Annotated in this window: 14 protein-coding genes; 7 read left to right on the top strand and 7 right to left on the bottom strand. The window is 65.8% G+C overall.

Features of this window, described 5'->3' with window-relative positions:
- Positions 1–96 precede the first annotated feature (96 nt).
- Positions 97–1809: a tannase/feruloyl esterase family alpha/beta hydrolase gene (locus ASD94_RS12110; RefSeq protein WP_082576863.1), complete on the top strand. Its 1713-nt coding sequence runs from the start codon at positions 97–99 to the stop codon at positions 1807–1809.
- A gap of 293 nt (positions 1810–2102) precedes the next feature.
- On the opposite strand, the gene ASD94_RS12115 is transcribed toward ASD94_RS12110, so the two are convergent.
- From ASD94_RS12115 to pobA, 3 genes are all read right to left on the bottom strand, one after another.
- Complete coding sequence (locus ASD94_RS12115) at positions 2103–2927, bottom strand: DUF3037 domain-containing protein (protein ID WP_056643204.1); 825 nt, start codon at positions 2925–2927, stop codon at positions 2103–2105.
- Entirely contained in the window at positions 2924–3664 is a 741-nt protein-coding gene (locus tag ASD94_RS12120) for a HipA family kinase (RefSeq protein ID WP_369818060.1), read from the bottom strand. Before ASD94_RS12120 ends, ASD94_RS12115 begins: the two co-directional genes overlap by 4 nt.
- A gap of 1076 nt (positions 3665–4740) precedes the next feature.
- Positions 4741–5913 carry a 4-hydroxybenzoate 3-monooxygenase gene (pobA, locus tag ASD94_RS12130; protein ID WP_056643211.1) on the bottom strand — a complete coding sequence of 391 codons (1173 nt, stop codon included), beginning with the start codon at positions 5911–5913 and terminating at the stop codon, positions 4741–4743.
- A gap of 214 nt (positions 5914–6127) precedes the next feature.
- Here pobA and ASD94_RS12135 point away from each other — a divergent pair, with 214 nt between their 5' ends.
- From ASD94_RS12135 to ASD94_RS12150, 4 genes are all read left to right on the top strand, one after another.
- The gene (locus ASD94_RS12135) at positions 6128–7009 is read left to right on the top strand and encodes a helix-turn-helix domain-containing protein (RefSeq protein WP_082576864.1); all 882 of its coding nucleotides are present in this window, start codon (positions 6128–6130) and stop codon (positions 7007–7009) included.
- A gap of 248 nt (positions 7010–7257) precedes the next feature.
- Positions 7258–8133: a DUF535 family protein gene (locus tag ASD94_RS12140; protein ID WP_162255824.1), complete on the top strand. Its 876-nt coding sequence runs from the start codon at positions 7258–7260 to the stop codon at positions 8131–8133.
- Positions 8134–8402: 269 nt separating this feature from the next.
- On the top strand, positions 8403–8780 hold the full coding sequence (locus tag ASD94_RS12145) for a VOC family protein (protein WP_056643222.1): 378 nt from the start codon (positions 8403–8405) through the stop codon (positions 8778–8780).
- Positions 8781–8817: 37 nt separating this feature from the next.
- On the top strand, positions 8818–9246 hold the full coding sequence (locus tag ASD94_RS12150; protein ID WP_056643225.1) for a VOC family protein: 429 nt from the start codon (positions 8818–8820) through the stop codon (positions 9244–9246).
- An 8-nt stretch (positions 9247–9254) separates the two neighbouring features.
- Here the strand turns inward: ASD94_RS12150 and ASD94_RS12155 are convergent, their stop codons facing one another.
- Positions 9255–9704, bottom strand: coding sequence for an Lrp/AsnC family transcriptional regulator (locus ASD94_RS12155; RefSeq protein ID WP_015012065.1), 450 nt, complete (start codon positions 9702–9704; stop codon positions 9255–9257).
- A 101-nt stretch (positions 9705–9805) separates the two neighbouring features.
- Here ASD94_RS12155 and ASD94_RS12160 point away from each other — a divergent pair, with 101 nt between their 5' ends.
- Together ASD94_RS12160 and ASD94_RS12165 are read left to right on the top strand one after the other, a co-directional pair.
- Positions 9806–10426 (top strand): LysE family transporter, encoded by a 621-nt coding sequence (locus ASD94_RS12160; RefSeq protein WP_056643228.1) that lies wholly within the window; start codon positions 9806–9808, stop codon positions 10424–10426.
- A 105-nt stretch (positions 10427–10531) separates the two neighbouring features.
- Positions 10532–11071 carry an EVE domain-containing protein gene (locus ASD94_RS12165; protein ID WP_235510652.1) on the top strand — a complete coding sequence of 180 codons (540 nt, stop codon included), beginning with the start codon at positions 10532–10534 and terminating at the stop codon, positions 11069–11071.
- 429 nt (positions 11072–11500) lie between these two features.
- On the opposite strand, the gene ASD94_RS12170 is transcribed toward ASD94_RS12165, so the two are convergent.
- From ASD94_RS12170 to ASD94_RS12180, 3 genes are all read right to left on the bottom strand, one after another.
- Positions 11501–12211, bottom strand: a complete 711-nt coding sequence (locus tag ASD94_RS12170; protein ID WP_235510654.1) for a hypothetical protein — start codon at positions 12209–12211, stop codon at positions 11501–11503.
- Between the two features lie 290 nt (positions 12212–12501).
- Entirely contained in the window at positions 12502–16257 is a 3756-nt protein-coding gene (locus tag ASD94_RS12175; RefSeq protein ID WP_056643234.1) for a molybdopterin cofactor-binding domain-containing protein, read from the bottom strand.
- A complete protein-coding gene (locus ASD94_RS12180) occupies positions 16254–16760 on the bottom strand; it encodes a (2Fe-2S)-binding protein (RefSeq protein ID WP_056643237.1) in 507 nt (168 codons plus the stop codon). The genes ASD94_RS12175 and ASD94_RS12180 overlap by 4 nt, the downstream gene beginning before the upstream one ends.
- Positions 16761–16765 lie beyond the last annotated feature (5 nt).

Below are 16765 nucleotides of genomic sequence, written 5' to 3' on the forward strand. Positions count from 1 at the left end.
CCTCCCACAGCGTGTTGAGGCCGCGCTGAGGGCTTTCCTGCGCCTCGAAAAACCACTGGAGACAACACCATGCGCTTGAAGATGAGAAGAAACCGGATGCGTGCCCACCAACCCCTGGCGCTCTCGGCCGCAGCCGCTGCCTTGCTCATGGGCTGTGGCGGCTCGTCCGATGCCGCCCTGCCCCAGCTCTCCGCCGCCACACCGGCCACCCTGCAGTCCTGCGCCACGCTGGCCAGCAGCCTGGCGTTGCCCGACACGCGCATCACCTCGGCCGAACAAGTGCCCGCGGGCCCCATCACCGTGCAGGGCGTGACCACCCAGGCGCCCGCGCACTGCCTCGTCAAAGGCAAGATGAAAGAGCGCACCGGCCCCGTGGACGGCGCCAGCTACGCCATCGGTTTTGAAATGCGCCTGCCCGTGGCGTGGAACGGCCGCTTTCTGCACCAGGCCAACGGCGGCCTGGACGGTAGCGTGGTCACCGCGCTGGGCTCGGTCAGCGGTGGCGCCCCCGTGGCACCAGCCCTGGTGCAAGGCTTTGCGGTGCTCAGCTCTGACGCAGGCCACAGCGCACCCACGCCCTTCTTTGGCGTGGACCCGCAGGCCCGGCTGGACTACGGCTACCAGGCCGTGGGCACCCTCACCCCCATGGCCAAGAACCTCATCAAGAGCGCCTACGGCAAGGCGCCCGACCGCTCGTACCTGGCCGGCTGCTCCAACGGCGGCCGCCACGCCATGGTGGGCGCGTCGCGCTATGCCGAGCAGTACGACGGCATCCTGGCAGGCAACCCCGGCTTTCACCTGCCCAAGGCCGCCACCACGCAGCTGTGGAAGGCCCAGCAATACGCCAAGGTATCCACCAAGGACGCCAGCGGCCTGCCCGACCTGACCACCGCCGTGAGCCCGGCCGAGTTCAAGCTCATCAGCAGCAAGATCGTCGCCAAGTGCGACGCGCTGGACGGCGCCACCGACGGCCAGGTCAACGACGTGGCCGCCTGCCAGGCCGCCTTCAACCTGCAGACCGACGTGCCCACCTGCACCGGCGCCCGCGACGGCAGCTGCATCACCAGCGAGCAAAAGGGCGTGCTGGCCAGCATCTTTGCGGGCCCCAAGAACAGCAAGGGCGAAGCGCTGTACACCGGCACCTGGTTTGACCCCGGCATCGCGGGCGCCAACTTCGCGTCCTGGCACTTCGGCTCGCCCGCCACGCGTGACGCAGGTGCAGTGGCCTTCATCTTCACCTCGCCCCCATCCACCGTGGCCGCTTTTGGCGCCACCACGGGCCTGCAGTACGCGCTGAACTTCAGCATGGAGACGGACTACCCCAAGATGTTCGCCACCAACACCACGTACACCGAGTCGCCCTGGTCTTACATGACCCCGCCCAATGAGACGGACATGAGCGCGCTCAAGAACCGGGGCGCCAAGATGATCGTCTTCCACGGCGTGGCCGACGGCGTGTTCTCGCCCATGGACACCGCCAACTGGATGGACCGCCTGCAGGCCAACCACAGCGGCAAGGCCGATGCGTTTGCGCGCCTGTTCCTGGTGCCGGGCATGAACCACTGCTCCGGCGGCCAGGCCACCGACCAGTTCGACATGCTGGCCCCGCTGGTGGCCTGGGTGGAACAAGGCAAGGCGCCAGAGAGCGTGACGGCCAAGGCACGCGGCGCGGGGGCCAACCTAGTGAATGCCGAGTTGCCTGCCAGCTGGTCGGCCAACCGCACGCGGCCGCTGTGTGTGTACCCGAAGGTGGCGCGCTACAACGGGACGGGGGATGTGGAGAGTGCGAGCAGTTTTAGCTGCAAGTGATGTTTGCTTGAAACAGCAAAGCCCGGCATTTGCCGGGCTTTTTCTTTGCATGAGGGTTTGACCGGAAGACCTGTTTGTTGAGGTCGTAGGCGTTCATCGTTACCGGCACGCGTTGCTTACCAGTGATAAGCAGTCCGGTTGATTCACTGACAACTGTGCAGTGATCTCGAACATTCGGCGCTCGCCTTCGCTTCGGATGAACGCTGTGAGGCTCATTGCAGTCATCCGTTGATCAATTGGCACGTCACAGACAGGCAATGCTCGACGCAGAAAGCCCGGGCGACCAGCCGTCGTCAGCTCAATGCAAACTCTTCGATGCTGGCGTCGTTGTGTTCTCCCACTGGCGTCACACCCTCAGCTTCCAGTTCGAGACAGATCTCGGTGAACGCGGTGAAGCGCTTGACATCGCTTTCAGGAGGACCGGCTACGGCAAAAAGCACGTTGGTCGGTAGCAAGCCGTGCACTCTCAGACGCCGGAGCTTCTGCAACCATGTGCCACCGTGGTCATAGATTCCCATCGGCTCGTCTTGAGCCAAGTTGAATGGCTTGATCACCTTAGCGACTTGACCACCTCGCAGCTGAATCAAAGGGAATCGAGCATAAATATCCTCGTCGCCTACCTTGCCTGCCTTGAAGGGTTCCGGTAGATCGAGCCCATCGAGTAGCGTCCTGACACGCCGCTCAATTGTCTGTTCCACGTATTCTTGGGTCACGAATGCTCGATCCACGTGGTGATCAAATTGGCGCTTGAGCTCGGCCTCAGGGTCTTCAGTGATTACGGCTCGTGCGGCGCTGAAGCGCATGAGCGACTCACGAGGATGAATCAGGCTATCAAAAACCTTCCTCACATAGTCTGCGCGGTTGTTCTCGGGCGCTGCTTGGACAACGCCCGCAATGCGCATCAACTCAAGGCGCATGACCTGGATCGCGTTGAGATAAACATGCCTGGGTAAGGCATCGAAGAAGTCGGTGACACGCTTGTACTTGCGCGTTTGAAGCTGGAACCCAAAATACCCTGTGTTCGGACAAACAATCACCACTCCCACGTTGGCAAACTCACCCGTTTCTCGGTGGGGCACGAGTTGGAGCACGGCATAGCGGCAAGCGAACTTGTTCATTCCGTCCTCCAAAAGTCAAGGGTTGTACAACGCGATAGCGTTCGAAGCGACGCGTCGAGATCGAAACGCGTAGGTAAGTCGAATTCTGGATTTTCCCACATCCACTCCGGCGGCGCGGTTAGACGAGCTTTCTCCGCATAATGGAGTACGTCCGCTAAGCGTTGCATGAACGCGTCTCGTGTCACCAGATCCTCCACAACGGCAGGCCACTGCTCTGCGAAGACATGATCTTGCAGGAATTGCTGGGTATCGAAGTCCCGAGAAAACGCTTGGTTGTGGTCGATAACGACGACGCTGAGCTGGTCCGCATCCCACAACAAGTTCGGGTTGCCTGTCGCACGATCCGGGTTTTTAACCCACCAGTCGAACACTAGGATGTCCTGTTTGGCTTGGAGGCTCACGTCCTTGGCCTTGCTCAGTTCGAGCCAAGACGCGTGAGGGTGTTGACGGGAGCCGAAGGCGGGAAGACAGCCAATGTTGCGCAGCTCAGGCGGCAACTCATCGACCAGCATTTCGTCCACCTGTACCAGACTGAATGGCGGAATGGCCAAGCCGAATGCCGAGGCTATATGAGCGCTGATCCACTCTGCCCACAAGCTAGAGCGGTTGGTCTGCAGCCCTTTAACGTAGTAAAGATTGCCGTCCTCAGCCCGGCAGAGGTAGGGCAACGACATACCCTGTTCTGCTTGGCCAATCACTTCGACAATTTGTAGTATGGGTGCCAGTGACGGCTGCATATCGCGCTCCCCCGGATCTTGGGTACTGGCATTCTTCGTTGCCCAGGGGCGCTGCTCTGCCTCGACGCTATCGTGATGATTTCATCGTTGCCCGTGTCCCGCTTTCCATGCTCAAGCACCGTCTTTTTATGTTCGGAGACACAAGTTTAGACGAGGTCAATCCATCTCCGGTCATAAACGCTGATGGGTGGCGACGAAATGGCTTCGCGGACAATGGGGCGAGCGCCACGAGCAGCAGCACAGCGCTGACGAACGCACAAAATGATGCAGGTACACCGCATCGACTACTACCTCTGGAAGGCGGATCTGCGGAGCTCTGGAGTCCAGACCGTTCTGCGCCTGACGGGCTTGCTCAAGCAGGCCCAGCAGGATAGCGGCGGCGTGTGCGGCTAACCGTCACAGCGGTCGCACAGGTTGCATGACGTGGGTAACTCAGATCAGCCTGAAGCCGCCACCCCCTCCAAATACCTGCTTTGCAGCATCTCTCAGTTTACATCCGCATGTGTCTCAACTCACTCTGTCGGTGTGCGTTCAACCGGCCCTTGCGCTCTGCTAGCTTCGCTTTTCGCCTTCTTCCCTTCGTCGTAATGCCACTTGATGGCAAAGAACATGCCGGTGCCAAACACGGCCACTTTGAACACAATGAAGACTATCGGGACCCAATCCATTTTTGAGATTTTCCTGGCTGTTGATTGCCACTATCTGTCGTAAAGCGCGCGGCCTCAAAACGCTGCGTCAGCAGCTTCATCGTGTTCAAGCCATCGCCGAATCTCACACCGGCACACTGGGCAAATGATCTGAAAACTTGGTGCGATGCTATCGGGCCTGCTGTGCTGGCGTAAGCATCAGTTCTGCTTAAATTTGCCGTAGCAGATGAGGATTGCCGTGCAAGGCATCTGCATGGAAAACGGCTTTTCGTGCGGCTGTATTTGGTCGCAGTGCGCAGGCCGCAGGGCGCGCCGCGTGAGCAGACGGATCGCCACTTGCACACAGTGCCGACCGGGTACATTCAAGAAGGCCTGCATGAGGGAACCCCATGCAGGCCTTTGATTGGGTGGCGTGCTGCTACCGGATGCTCAGAACGGCAACCCCACATAGTTCTCCGCCAGCGACCCCAGCGCCTTCTCCGACGAGAACAGGTACGCCAGGTCCGTGTCCTGCAACTTCTGGTCGTAGGCCAGCGACTCGGGGAAGGTGTGCAGCATGGTCGTCATCCACCACGAGAAGCGCTGGGCCTTCCACACGCGGGCCAGGGCCTTTTCGGAGTATTTGTCGAGGCCGGTGCTGTCGCCATCCTTGTAGTGCGCGACCATGGCGTGGTACAGGTAGTAGATGTCGGATGCAGCACTGTTCAGGCCCCGTGCGCCGGTGGGCGGCACGATGTGGGCGGCGTCGCCCGCGAGGAACAGGTTGCCATAGCGCATGGGCTCGGCCACGAAGGAGCGTAGGGGGGCGATGGACTTTTCGATGGAGGGGCCGGTGATCAGGCGCTCGGCCACTTCGGCGGGCAAGCGGCGTTTGAGCTCGGCCCAGAAGGCTTCGTCGGACCAGTCTTCCACGGTGTCCGTCAGCGGCACCTGGATGTAGTAGCGGCTCAGCACCTGCGAGCGCAGCGAGCACAGCGCAAAGCCGCGTTCGTGCTTGGCGTAGATCAGCTCGGGCGATACGGGCTTGGTGCGCGAGAGCACGCCCAGCCAGCCGAAGGGATACACCTTCTCGTATTCCTTGAGCACGTCGCGCGGAATGGACTTGCGGCTTACGCCGTGGAAACCGTCGGCGCCGATGACAAAGTCGCAGTCGATGCGCACCACCTCGTCGCCGTTGCGGTAGGTCACATACGGGTTGGCGCTTTTCAGGTCGTGTGGCTGCACGTCTTCGGCGTTGTGGATGACGACGCCCTTCATGCGGTCGCGCGCTTCGTACAGGTCGCGCGTCAGCTCGGTCTGGCCGTAGACCACGACGGAGCTGCCGCCGCTGTACTTGTGCAAATCGACCCGGTCCATTTGGCCGTCGTGGGCGATGATGAAGCCGTCGTGGATCTCGCCTTCACGGTCCATGCGCTCGCCGCACTGGGCCTCGCGCATGAGTGCGGCAAAGCCGTGTTCCAGCACGCCTGCTCGGATGCGGCCCAGCACGTATTCGCGGCTTTGGCGCTCCAGCACGATGGTGTCGATGCCCTTGAGGTGCAAGAGCTGCGAGAGCATGAGGCCCGAGGGGCCTCCGCCGATGATGCAAACCTGGGTTTTCATGGTGTCTCCTTTGTGGCGAGCGGCTCACAAAACTCCCCTGGCGTTGTTGTCCTGCCTTGCCGTACTGCTTGTACTGTTTGCGGCAGAACGCCTAGCCAGGGCCGCTGCGCTGAGTTGTGTGAGCCGCTCTGTGGGGTTGATGACATGGGTCAAAACGACCGCCCAAAGATACGTGGCACAGTCGCCGCGTTGAATGGACGGATGGAGCCAGAACATGCACTTTTCGAACATCGATGGCATCCGCTCTTACAGCCTGTTTGGCGAGTCGCAGCACCTGCCCGATGTGCTGCACTGCGAGACGATTGCCGAGCGGTCGGCGCTGCACGACTGGGAGCTGGCACCGCACCGGCACACGCGGCTGCACCAGGTGCTGCTGATCACGTCGGGCGGGGGCGTGGCGCACCTGGATGGCGAGCGGATTGGGCTGTTTGCCGGTGCGCTCATCAACGTGCCGCAGGGGCATGTGCACGCATTCCGCTTTACGCAGCACACACAAGGCTGGGTGGCCACGCTGGCCGATGAATTGATGGACGAGATTTTTGTGCGCGTGGGCGATGTGCGGCGCGACCTGGCGCGGCCCGCCGTGGCGCCTGCGCCGCCGGAGCTGCACCAGGCCATGGGCCAGGTCTGGCAGGAGTTCTCGGGCCGCGCCAAGGCGCGTGCGCTGGTGCTGCGGGGCCTGAGCGCCACGCTGCTGGGCTGGGTGGCCCGCGCGATGGAAGAGCACAGCCCGGGCGACGCGGCAGCGCCAGAGTCCAGCCTGGTGCAGCGGCTGGAGGTGCTGATCGAGGCGCATTTTCTGGAGCACTGGCAGGTGGCGGACTACGCGCGCGCGCTGGCCGTATCGCCCACGCACCTGAGCCGTGTGGCGCGGGCCACCACGGGTGTGTCGGCCCAGCGGCTGATTGAGGCGCGGCTGATGCGCGAGGCGCGGCGCAACCTGGCCTACACGCACCTGGGCGTGGCCACCATTGCCTACACGCTTGGGTATGCCGACCCGGCGTACTTCACCCGCGCCTTCACGCGCGACGCGGGGCTGTCGCCACGTGCGTTTCGGGCGCAGGTGGCGGCGTCTCGCCCTCGGCCTGCTGACTGACCGCCTGGCTTAAGGTGATGCGTTGCAGTCACCCCTTTTTCCCCGCACCGTAGCGAACAAGGCCGCTGATGCCTCTGGCAGCGCCGGTTTTTCGCTTACTCGGGTTTACTTTAATTTACTTGTATTTACAAAACGGTACATTTGCGAAACTTTTGCTTCTGTAGCCGGATATGGCCCACCTCACCCTTGCGCAACCCCTGCATCGCGCTTGGCGGCACGCCACCGCCCCCTCTCCCTATTGGCCCGGCATGGAAGAGGTTCTGGGTGCGCAACGCGCCGAGCGCCCCGGCGAAGGTTTGAAATATGGCCTGCGGATGTGGTTTTCCAAACAAAGCCGCCGGCGGTTTGCACGCCAGCTGGCCACCCTGCCCGAGTGGGCGACCATGTTCCGCGCCGAACCCACGCTGTACTTCATTCCATGGCGTGCATTCCTGGACGAGCGCTGGGGCGTGGGAAAGCGCCTCACCGCTTGTGGAACCGATCTGGCTGCGGCCCATGCCGTCTTCGGGCCCGATCGCTGCGAACGCTTGCGCCATGGTGAGCGCATTGCGCTGTGCCAGACTAACGACTTTGCCATTCACCTGGGCAGAAACCGCATCTGTTGCCACGAAGGCCTTTGGGCGCTCACGCTGGTGGACGCGCAGGGCGTTGCGCTGTTCAACCTGAGCTTCGGGTTTCTGGCAAACCGCCATGTGCTGGTCGCATCGCTCCAAGGGCTGCAAAAATCCCACGAGGACACACAGGATCGGATTCGTATGCTGACCAAGCGCACCCATGGCTTGCGGCCGGCCACGCTGCTGCTCCATGTTTTCGTGATGCTGTGCCAGCTTTGGGGCATAGAACACATACAGGGCATCGACCCCGACTACCAGATCAAGCAACGCAACCGAGCCCCTGGCAAGGGGTTCACGTTTGACTACCGCGCCTTATGGCAAGAAGCAGGCGGTCTGCGCCAGGGGCATGGCTACTGGGACCTGCCCCGCACACTGCCCGAGCGCGCAGCCGCGGATATTCCCACCCAAAAGCGGGCCATGTATGCGCGGCGCTATGCCCAGCGCCAGCAGTTGGCTGAGCAGCTTGCGCGGCAGTGGGCGATGACCGGCTCCCCGCCTGCGGTGTATTGACAACCCGCTCCGCGCCGCCAAAACGCTGAGGGCAACGCACAGGACGGCAGCACCTCAACACCGCCTCGGCAAAGCATCGCTACAGGCCATGCTGCGCAAAGGCTCTGCCGCCTGAGCTTCTGTCTGATGTCGTGCTGCCCGGCGTGCGCCTGTTCGCAAGGGGCCGGCGGCCCTCCTGACATTCGCGCCACTGCGCGCTGCTGACACGCCGCTGTCAGTAGCCCCTGCGCACCATCGAGGCTTCTTTCTTCCCCACACAAGGAGCCCCCATGAAAAACGCCATCGCCTGGTTTGAGATCCCCACCACCCAGCTGGACCGCGCCCAGGCCTTTTACGAAGCCGTGCTGGGCCAGCCCATGCGCCGCGAGAACATGGGCCCGAGCGAGGGCGCCGTGTTTGCCTACGACCCCGAAGCCGATGGCGCGGGCGGCGCGCTGATGATGGGCCCCACGGCGCCGAGGGTATCGGACAGCGGCACACTGGTGTACTTGGACGCCTCGCCCTCGCTCGACGCCGCGCTGGAGCGCGCGGTGGCCCAGGGCGGCCGCGTAGCGCTGCCGCGCCAGGCGCTGCCGCCGGGCATGGGGTTCTTTGCGCACATCCATGACCTGGATGGCAACCGTGTCGGGCTGCATGCGCCCGATTGAGTCCTGGCACCGATTCCTCTCACCGAAAGGAGACCCCATGGAAGCACAGGAACTGCACCGAGGCCGGCTGATCGACCACATCCAGCTCGTGGTGCGCGACCTCGCCGCCAGCCGCAGGTTCTACGCGGCCGTGTTCGACGCACTGAACGTGCCCATGGGCGGCACGGCCGAGGACTACTTCTGGGCGGATGAGCTGTTTGTCTCCACAGCCAACAGCGTGGCCGCGCAAGGGCACCTGACAGGCCGCACGCACCTGGCGTTCCAGGGGCAGGACCGGGCGATGGTGGATGCGTTCTACCGCGCTGCGCTGGCCCACGGCGGCACCGACAACGGGGCGCCGGGCGAGCGCGCCTACCACCCCGGCTACTACGCGGCCTTTGTGCTGGACCCGGATGGGAACAACATCGAAGCCGTGTTCCATGGCGACGCGCAGCGCAGTGCGGCGTCGGTGAAGATCACGTTCTGAGGGGTGGGTCAGCCCGCCTCCGGCCGGGCCAGGCCGCGCAGCGGGATGGGCGTGGAGAACACGATGGATGTGCGCGTTTCGCCATAGCCATTGATGTCGCCCAAGAAGCGCTCCAGATCGGGCAGGTCGCGCGCCACGACCTGCATCACATACGAGTCGTTGCCGCTGACATGGTGGCACTCAAGCACCTGGGGCGACTGGCGCAGCTTGTCGATCAGCGCCTTCTTGCCGGGCTGCGGCACGTTGATGCCCACCACCGCGCGCACGCCGTAGCCGACCTTGGCGGGGTCGATATCGGCATGCACGCCGCGCACCACGCCCGCCTCTTGCAGGCGGCGCAGACGCTCGAGCGTGGCGGGCACCGACAGGCCCACGGCCTCGGCCAGTTCCTTGAGCGAAGCGCGGCCATCGGCCTGCAGCGCGCTGATCAGGCGCCAGGCTTTGTCATCGACTTCCATAAAAGCCTTTATCAATTGGCACAGAAAAAAACGAAACCCAATGCGGGATCCGCCGAACTTTCTGCATTCTCCACCGCCCGCCGCCGCCCTAGCATCGGTGCATGGACTTCACTTCAATCACCGTGTTTCTGCAAGCCGCCGTCATCGGCATGCTCATCGCGGCCCCTGTGGGCCCCATTGGCCTGCTGACCATGCAACGCACCCTGGAGCGGGGCCTTGCGGCCGGGCTGGCCACCGGCCTGGGCGCCGCCGCGGCCGATGCGGTGTATGGCGCCGTGGGCGCCTTCAGCGTGCGCTGGCTCATCGACGGGCTGACGCAGGCCAAAACGCCGCTGGCACTGGGCGGCGGCGCACTGCTGCTGGTGCTGGCGTGGCGCACCTGGCACGCGCCCGTGGCCCACACCGCCGCCCCGGCGCGCGACGCACGGGGCCTGCTGGGCCTGGCGGCGGGCACGTTTGCGCTGACGCTGGCCAACCCGGCCACCATCGTGTCGTTCATTGCGGTGTTTGGCTCGCTGGGCGGCGGCCGGCCCAGCCTGCCGTCGCCGCTGTGGATGGTGGCGGGCGTGCTGGTGGGCTCTGCCGCTTGGTGGCTGCTGCTGACCAGTGCGATCGCCTACCAGCGCCAGCGTTTTACACCCGCCTGGCGCCTGCGCATCAACCGGGCGTCGGCCCTGCTGCTGGGCGGGTTTGCGCTGTGGCAGTGGGGGCAGCTGGTCTGAGGCGTTGCGCTGCGCTGCGCACAGGGATGCTGCAAAGGTACTGACACTGCGGTGTCAGCAGCAGGCCCGCACCATCGGTGGCTTCTTTGACCAGGAGCTTTTCTCATGACCGACGCCCTGCTGCAACACCCCCTTTGGCCGGATGCCGAGCCTGCGCGCAGCGACATGCCACTGCCGGCAGCGACCCCTGCAGCCGCCCCGCGCCGCAACTGGATCGCGGTGGCCTGCGCCCAGCACGCCCGCCGGGGCTGCGCCACGCCAGGCGCGGGCTACATGCAGGTATGCCACGGCAAGGTGGCGCCCCTGCAGCGCATACGCCCCGGCGACCGTGTTGCGTACTACGCGCCCACCGTCACGATGGGCGGCAAGGACCGGCTGCAGGCGTTTGTTTCCATCGGCATCGTGTTGCCGGGCGCCCCCTATGCGTTTGACATGGGCGGCGGGTTTGTGCCCTCGCGGCGGGATGTGGCCTATGTGCCTGCGCGTGAGGCAGCGATTGCACCGCTGCTGGACGACTTCGAGTTTGTGGACGACCGCCACCGCTGGGGCAGCAAGTTCCGCTTTGGGCTGTTTGCCGTCAGCGACCACGACATGCGCCTGATTGCGCAGGCGATGCAGGCCGAGCTGCAATCACTACATTTTTAATAGCGCCTCAGGCAATGGGCACTAGCGCATCCGGCCCAAAAGACTTCAAACGGATCGCGAACAGCCCCGTGGGGCCTTCGAACAGCCCGCAGGCCGGCGTCAGCACACCGCCATCAGCGTGTCCACCACCCGGCGTTGGGCGGCGGTCAGGGCGGTATAGCCTTCACGCAGCAGTCGCAGCACGATCGCGTGGATTTCAATTTCGCTAGCGGGCATGGTCTTCTCCTTGAACGGCAACAGTGGGCGGCCTGCCGCGCAGGCTGGCCGATGACATGGGCGCCTGCCACTACAAAAAGAGGCGGGCACCCGGGCCTGCCCCGCCATGGACCAAGCCCCGATGCAACTGTGCCGAGGTGGCAGCGCAGGCGGTAGCGCGATAAACGGGGAAGTTCGCGGCTTTTTTCGCGCGCCGCTCTGCAACCAAGGGGCTTATGGAGAGGTGGCCCCGGGCACGTAGGCGTCGATGACCGGCGGCTCGCTGTCCCCCGCAGCGGTGCGGGCCAGCTTGAACCAGGTCCAGGTCTCCACATCGGGCGCGTCGTAGCTGCCGTAGGACTGCCCACCCCACGAAAAGTACGAGCCCTTGTTGCCGGTAGTGAGGGTGCGCTTGCCCACAGCCAGGCCGCCGTCCTTGAGCAGCGCCAGCCTGAAGCCCTGCAGCACGCCAGAGGCCCCCGGCTCGTTGCCGGACGGCGCGGTCTGCGGAGCCAGGTCGAGCATGCCGGAGCTGCAGCGGGCCTGCGCGCCGCTGTAGGTGACCAGGCTCCACTGCCGGGTGAGCGAAGTGCGCACGTTGCGCGCGCGGTTGATGGTGCGCGTGCGCAGCGTGGTTTCGCCGCGCTGCTGCTGCACCCAGACCTGCATCTCGGCCGAGCCGGTAAAAAACGGCAGGCTGCCCCGCACGCCCGCGGGCGCCACCGGCGGCCAGGCGTACACCCCCTGCAGGGACGGGCAGCCGAACCAGCTGCTCTGTACGGGGCCAAACGCCGCAGGCGGCTTGGGCGACCCCTGCACGTCCGGCCCGCAGGCCGTGAGGGCCAGGCAACACAGGACCAGCGTTGCGGCCCCGCCAATGCGCTGCACGCGCCGGTGTGGGGTGCGCAGGGCGCTGTGCGATGGCAAGGGAGCGGCAGCGGTCATGGTGTCTGGGCGGTGGTGCAGCCTGATTGTCGGGCTGAACACGGGGCCTACGGATGATCCATTTGCTCCACTTTTGATAGCTGCTTGCGCATATTCCACTAGCGCATCAGCACCAAAAAGCTTCAAAACGTGCTGACGATCCCCCAGATATGGCCTGGAGGGTCGTCGGCACCGTCTAAGAGCGGCTAACAAAACTCAGCGAAGCGGTTCTGGCTAGGCGCTGTGTCGGAGGCAGTACGAGCAGTACGACAAGACACAGCAACAACGCCAGAAGAGTTTTGTTAGCCGCTCTAAGGATGCGCAGGCCCCGCCCGCACGCGGGCCAATGCCCCGGGCACATCGCGCCACGCCGGGCGGTCGGGGGCGTAGCGCTGGCGCATGTAGCCCGCCAGCTCGGTGATCTGCGCGTCGCTGAGCACGTGGCCGAAGCCGGGCATGAAGCCGATGTCCCGCGCGGCGGGCTCGCGGATGCCGTGCACGATGACCTGCAGCAGGTTGTCGGGCCGGTCGCTGTGCAGGTTGCTGTTGAGCGCCAGGGGCACGTTCACGCCCAGCAGCTTCGGGCCGTCGCCATCGTGGTGGCAGGCGGCGCAGGCACCCTCGAACAGACGCTGGGCCTGGCCGGGCTGCGGCGCGAGCGCTGCGGCCTGGGCCACGGCGGTCTGGGCGCGCTGCTGCGGGTCAGACACAGGCTGGGCGGCTGGCTGGGTAGCAGCGTCTGTCGCGGTGAACGAGGCCAGGTAGCCCGCCATGGCGCGAATGTCGTCATCGGGCAAGTGGGCGAGCTCGCGCACCACGGGCGCCATGGGGCCGGAGGCGCTGCCGTGCTGCGGGCTGTGGCCGTGGCGCAGGTAGCCATACAGCGCATCGGCCGTCCAGGGCACGGGCGCCTTCGACAGGCCGGTGAGCGCAGGCGCCTCCCAGCCATCAATCATGGCGCCCGAGAGGAACGCAGCGCCACCCAACTCGGCCCCCAGCGCATTGCGCGGCGTGTGGCAGGCACCGCAGTGGCCCACGCCCTGCACCAGGTAGGCGCCCCGGTTCCATTCGGGGGGGCGGTTTGGGTCCGGCTTGAACGGCGTGGCGTCGTGGAACAGCGCGTTCCAGCCCGCCATGAGGGGGCGCACGCTGAACGGGAAGGTCAACTGGGTCTTGGGCACCTCGGCCCGCACGGCGGGCTGCGCCATCAGGTAGGCGTACAGCGCGGTCAGGTCGTCGTCGCTCATCTTGGCGAACGAGGTGTAGGGGAACGCGGGGTACAGGTGCTTGCCGCCCTGCGAGATGCCCTCGCGCATGGCGCGCTGGAAAGCGCTGAAGGACCACTGGCCGATGCCGGTTTCCGCGTCGGGCGTGAGGTTGGTGGTGTAGACCTTGCCAAAGGGCGTTTCCATGGCGCGGCCGCCCGTGTTGGGCGTGCCGCCCGGGGCGGTGTGGCACACCGCGCAGTCACCGGCAGCGGCCAGCAGGCGGCCGCGCTCGATGGTGGCGGCGTTGTAGACCGACGCACCCGCCGTCTGCACCACGGGCGCGATGGAGGGGCGCCAGCCCAGCAGCGCGGCACCCATGGCGATGCCACCAGCGACCAAAGCCAAGGCACGTGCCCAGGGGCTGCGTTTTGCGGGCCAGGTGGCGCTGGCGGGCACGGTGGGTGCGGGCAGCTCCAGCGTGGGCAAAACCTCGGCCTGCTCGGTGGGTGGGGGGCTGCCTGCAGCCGCCTCGCCTGCGCCACCGGGCAAGGGGTTGAGCCCTGCGCGCACCACCTCGGGCGTGAACGGCGGTGCGCGGAAACGCACGCCGGTCGCATCAAAAATCGCGTTGGCAATCGCTGCTGTGCCCGGCACGGACGACGACTCGCCCGAGCCCAGCGGCGCCTCGTCCTGCCGGGGCATGTGCATGACCTCGATGACCGGCACTTCGCGGAAGCTCAGGATGGGGTAGCTGCCCCATTCGCGGTTGTCCACGGCCTGCTTGACGGGCTCAAAAGTCACCTGCTCCTTGAGCGCGCGGCTGGTGGTCTGCAGCACGTTGCCGTGCACCTGCTGCTCCACGCCGGCGGGGTTCACCATCAGGCCCGCGTCGTGCCCCACGACCACGCGGCGCACATGCACCTCGCCGGTCTTCTTGTTGACCTCCACATCGGCCACCCAGGCGGCCCAGGCCGCGCCAAAGCCGGGCCATTTGCTGTGGATGTAGCGGGCGTAGGCAAAGCCTTGGCCCTGCACCCAATCGCCATCCAACGGGCGTTGCTGCGGGCCGGTGCGGCGAATCCAGCCCGCCCTTTCGGCCGTGGCCTGCACCAGTTCGGCGGCGCGCGGGTCGTTCAGCAGTTGCAGCCGGAACTGCACCGGGTCCACACCCGCTGCCGTGGCCAGTTCGTCCACATACGACTCGTGCGCAAACGAGTTGGGCAGTGCCGACACGCCGCGCAGCCACGATGCACGCACGATGGGCGGCATGTCGTTGACGGCCACGCGCAGGTTGTCGTACTGGTAGGGCGGGCGCGCGGTGCGGTCGCCCATCTCGTAGGCCTGGGCCACGGGTTCGATGGTGCGCGTGAGCAGCAGGGCCAGCGTGGGCGCGCCGTTGGAGGGGTAGGACGTTTCAAAGTCGTACGCCGCCACGGTGCCATCGGCCTTGAGCCCGCCGCGCACCTGCATGAGCTGCGCCGTGCCCTTGGGCTCCCACAAATGCTCCTGCTCGCGCGTGAGCTGCACGCGCACCGGGGCGCCCACGGCGCGTGACAGCAGCGCGGCATCGGCCGCCACATCGTCGGCCCCGTTGCGGCCATAGCAGCCTGCGGCCTCCATGCGGATGAGGTCAATGTCCACATCGGGCAGGCCCATCAGGCGGGCCAGGTCGGCGCGCAGCACGTGCGGGTTCTGAGAGCCCGCCCACACGGTCATGCGCGGGCGGCCCGTGCTGTCATCACTGCGCCATTCGGCCACCGCACACGACGGGCCGATGGAGCCGTGCATCTGATACGGCCACACATAGGTGCGTGGCATGGGCTGGCCGTCGACAGACAGCGCGGCCAGGGCGCCCTCGACATCGCCCTCGTCCACCAGGCGGCGCTGGGTGGCGGGGTTGGCGCGGATGGCCTGCTCCAGCGCCTCGGCGCTGTCCTGGCGCGGAAAGCCGGGCCAGTCCTTCCAGCGTACTTTCAGCTCGCGCAGGGCTTGCTCGGCCTGTTCCTCGCGCTCGGCCACGATGCCTACAAAGTCGCGGATCACCACCACGGCACGGATGCCGGGGATGTGAGCGATGGACTGCTGGTCCACCGATTCGAGAGTGTTGCCGATGAAGTCTCCATGGTCGGCCCCCGCATACGGCGGGCGGACCACGCGGCCGTGCAGCATGCCTGGCACGCGCATGTCGTGCACAAACACCAGCTCGCCGCTGACCTTGGCGGGGATGTCCACGCGCGGCACGGACTGGCCGACCACGGTGTAGTCGGCCGCCGTCTTGGTGGGTGTGGCGTCGGCCAGCTCCAGCGTGGTGTGTGCGCCTGCCAGCAGCGCGCCGTAGGCGAGTTGGCGCGACGGGTCTGCCGTGACCTGCACCACACCGGCACGCACCTGCAATTGATCCACCGGCACGCCCAGCCGCTCTGCGGCCTGCGCCACCAGCCAGTGGCGGGCCTGTGCGGCGGCAATGCGCAGGGGCTTGGCGTGGATCTGGATAGATGCACTCGCGATGGTGGCGCCCTGGTTGGGCGCGCGCGTGGTGTCGCCCAGCACCATGTTCACCTGCGCCAGCGGCACATCGAGTTCTTCGGCCACGATCTGCGCGAGTGCGGTGCGGATGCCGGTGCCCAGGTCCACATGGCCGTTGAGTGCGGTCACGCTGCCGTCGTCCCACACGGCGATCAGGATCTCCACCCCTTCGGCCGGGTTGCCCGCCACCAACGCGGGCTGGCCCTTGACGGGTGGCGGGGCAGGCGGCGGGTTGCGCACCACCAGCAGCACGCCCTGGGCGGCATGGAAGTCGGCGCGGGTGAGCGGGCTGTGGGCGCGCAGGGGCGCTGCGTTGTGAGGTGTGGCGCTCATGCCTGGGCCTCGCGCATCAGCACCGCCGCGCTCAGTACGGCGCGGATGATTTCGACATGCGTGCCGCAGCGGCACAGGTTGCCCGACAGTTCGCGGCGCACTGCCGCTTCATCGGGGTCAGGGTTTCGCTCCAGCAGGGCCACAGCCATCATCACCATGCCATTGAGGCAGTAACCGCACTGCGCGGCCTGCTCATCCACAAAGGCTTGCTGCACCGGGTGAAGTCCTTCGGTGCTGCGGCAGCGCCCGGGCAGCCCCTCCAGCGTGGTCACCTCGCGGCCTGCCACGCCCTGCGCCGGGATCACGCAGGCCCGCGCGGCAATGCCATCCACCAGCACCGTGCAGGCACCACACTGCCCCAGGCCGCAGCCGTACTTGGGGCCGTTGAGGGCCAAGTCGTTGCGCAGCACGTGCAGCAGCGTGGCGCTGGCCAAGGTGCTCTGCGGCAGGACCAACGGCTGGCCGTTGACAACGACCGGGGAGGGTGAAGCGTGCGCGTGCATGTCTC

Source organism: Acidovorax sp. Root70 (assembly GCF_001428225.1).
In the GTDB taxonomy this organism is placed as follows: domain Bacteria; phylum Pseudomonadota; class Gammaproteobacteria; order Burkholderiales; family Burkholderiaceae_C; genus Acidovorax.

Coding starts and splice junctions, on each gene's coding strand:
- ASD94_RS12165 (WP_235510652.1), top strand. CDS start 10,532: ATGACCGACGCCCTGCTGCAACACCCCCTTTGGCCGGATGCCGAGCCT.
- ASD94_RS12180 (WP_056643237.1), bottom strand. CDS start 16,760: ATGCACGCGCACGCTTCACCCTCCCCGGTCGTTGTCAACGGCCAGCCG.
- ASD94_RS12160 (WP_056643228.1), top strand. CDS start 9,806: ATGGACTTCACTTCAATCACCGTGTTTCTGCAAGCCGCCGTCATCGGC.
- ASD94_RS12110 (WP_082576863.1), top strand. CDS start 97: ATGCGTGCCCACCAACCCCTGGCGCTCTCGGCCGCAGCCGCTGCCTTG.
- ASD94_RS12175 (WP_056643234.1), bottom strand. CDS start 16,257: ATGAGCGCCACACCTCACAACGCAGCGCCCCTGCGCGCCCACAGCCCG.
- ASD94_RS12140 (WP_162255824.1), top strand. CDS start 7,258: ATGGAAGAGGTTCTGGGTGCGCAACGCGCCGAGCGCCCCGGCGAAGGT.
- ASD94_RS12115 (WP_056643204.1), bottom strand. CDS start 2,927: ATGAACAAGTTCGCTTGCCGCTATGCCGTGCTCCAACTCGTGCCCCAC.
- ASD94_RS12135 (WP_082576864.1), top strand. CDS start 6,128: ATGCACTTTTCGAACATCGATGGCATCCGCTCTTACAGCCTGTTTGGC.
- ASD94_RS12120 (WP_369818060.1), bottom strand. CDS start 3,664: ATGCAGCCGTCACTGGCACCCATACTACAAATTGTCGAAGTGATTGGC.
- ASD94_RS12150 (WP_056643225.1), top strand. CDS start 8,818: ATGGAAGCACAGGAACTGCACCGAGGCCGGCTGATCGACCACATCCAG.
- ASD94_RS12155 (WP_015012065.1), bottom strand. CDS start 9,704: ATGGAAGTCGATGACAAAGCCTGGCGCCTGATCAGCGCGCTGCAGGCC.
- pobA (WP_056643211.1), bottom strand. CDS start 5,913: ATGAAAACCCAGGTTTGCATCATCGGCGGAGGCCCCTCGGGCCTCATG.
- ASD94_RS12170 (WP_235510654.1), bottom strand. CDS start 12,211: ATGACCGCTGCCGCTCCCTTGCCATCGCACAGCGCCCTGCGCACCCCA.
- ASD94_RS12145 (WP_056643222.1), top strand. CDS start 8,403: ATGAAAAACGCCATCGCCTGGTTTGAGATCCCCACCACCCAGCTGGAC.